Here is a 624-nt window from a genome sequence, read left to right on the forward strand (position 1 = left end):
CGAAAGGCGACTACTCCGAATTCGACCCTGATTACCTCCCCGGCGACGACGACCCGGATGGGCTGGTGGCGGCATGAAACGGGGCTTTGTGACCGAAACCCACGTCGTCGTCTACTGCGATGGCTGCGGCGACCCCTACACCGAGAACACCAGCGAATCGATCTGCTTCACCTCGGTCCACCAGGCCGTCAGCCACCTGTCCCACCGCTCCGCTGTCCTGGGCTGGATCTACGACGGTGACCGCGTCTGGTGCGACGGCTGCCGCGCTGCTGCCCGCTGCCAAGAGGCCGGCCACTTCTTTCCGGTCCCGGCCCGACTGTTCCGTTCCTCCCGCCCGGCCGTGTGCACGGTGTGCGGCATCCACGAAAGCGAGACCAACTGATGAGCAACACCAAGATCACCCGCGACAACATCGACTCCGTCATCGACATCCGTTCCCGGCGTCGCTGCCAGCTCGAACGCGGTGGCCTCGACCCCGTCGCCGTCGCCATCCACCTGCTCGCCGAAACCGGCTCGGCTCCCGGCTGGGACACCGACCTGGACGGGTGGGCGGCATGAACACCGACGACTGGCAGACCTGCTGCGGCACACCGATGTCGATCACCCGAGCACCCAGTACTTGGG

Annotated in this window: 2 protein-coding genes; both read left to right on the plus strand. The window is 66.3% G+C overall.

Annotation, left to right across the window (positions count from 1 at the left end; genetic code table 11):
• Positions 1-73: 73 nt before the first annotated feature.
• A complete protein-coding gene (locus tag GV790_RS28885) occupies positions 74-382 on the plus strand; it encodes a hypothetical protein (RefSeq protein WP_163817988.1) in 309 nt (102 codons plus the stop codon).
• Positions 382-558, plus strand: a complete 177-nt coding sequence (locus GV790_RS28890; RefSeq protein WP_163817990.1) for a hypothetical protein — start codon at positions 382-384, stop codon at positions 556-558. Before GV790_RS28885 ends, GV790_RS28890 begins: the two co-directional genes overlap by 1 nt.
• Positions 559-624 lie beyond the last annotated feature (66 nt).

The sequence above is a fragment of the Nocardia cyriacigeorgica genome, from assembly GCF_010858045.1.
GTDB lineage: Bacteria > Actinomycetota > Actinomycetes > Mycobacteriales > Mycobacteriaceae > Nocardia > Nocardia cyriacigeorgica_E.

What these genes read in the sequence shown, in the direction of transcription:
- GV790_RS28890 (WP_163817990.1), top strand. Translation starts at nt 382, where the DNA reads ATGAGCAACACCAAGATCACCCGCGACAACATCGACTCCGTCATCGAC.
- GV790_RS28885 (WP_163817988.1), top strand. Translation starts at nt 74, where the DNA reads ATGAAACGGGGCTTTGTGACCGAAACCCACGTCGTCGTCTACTGCGAT.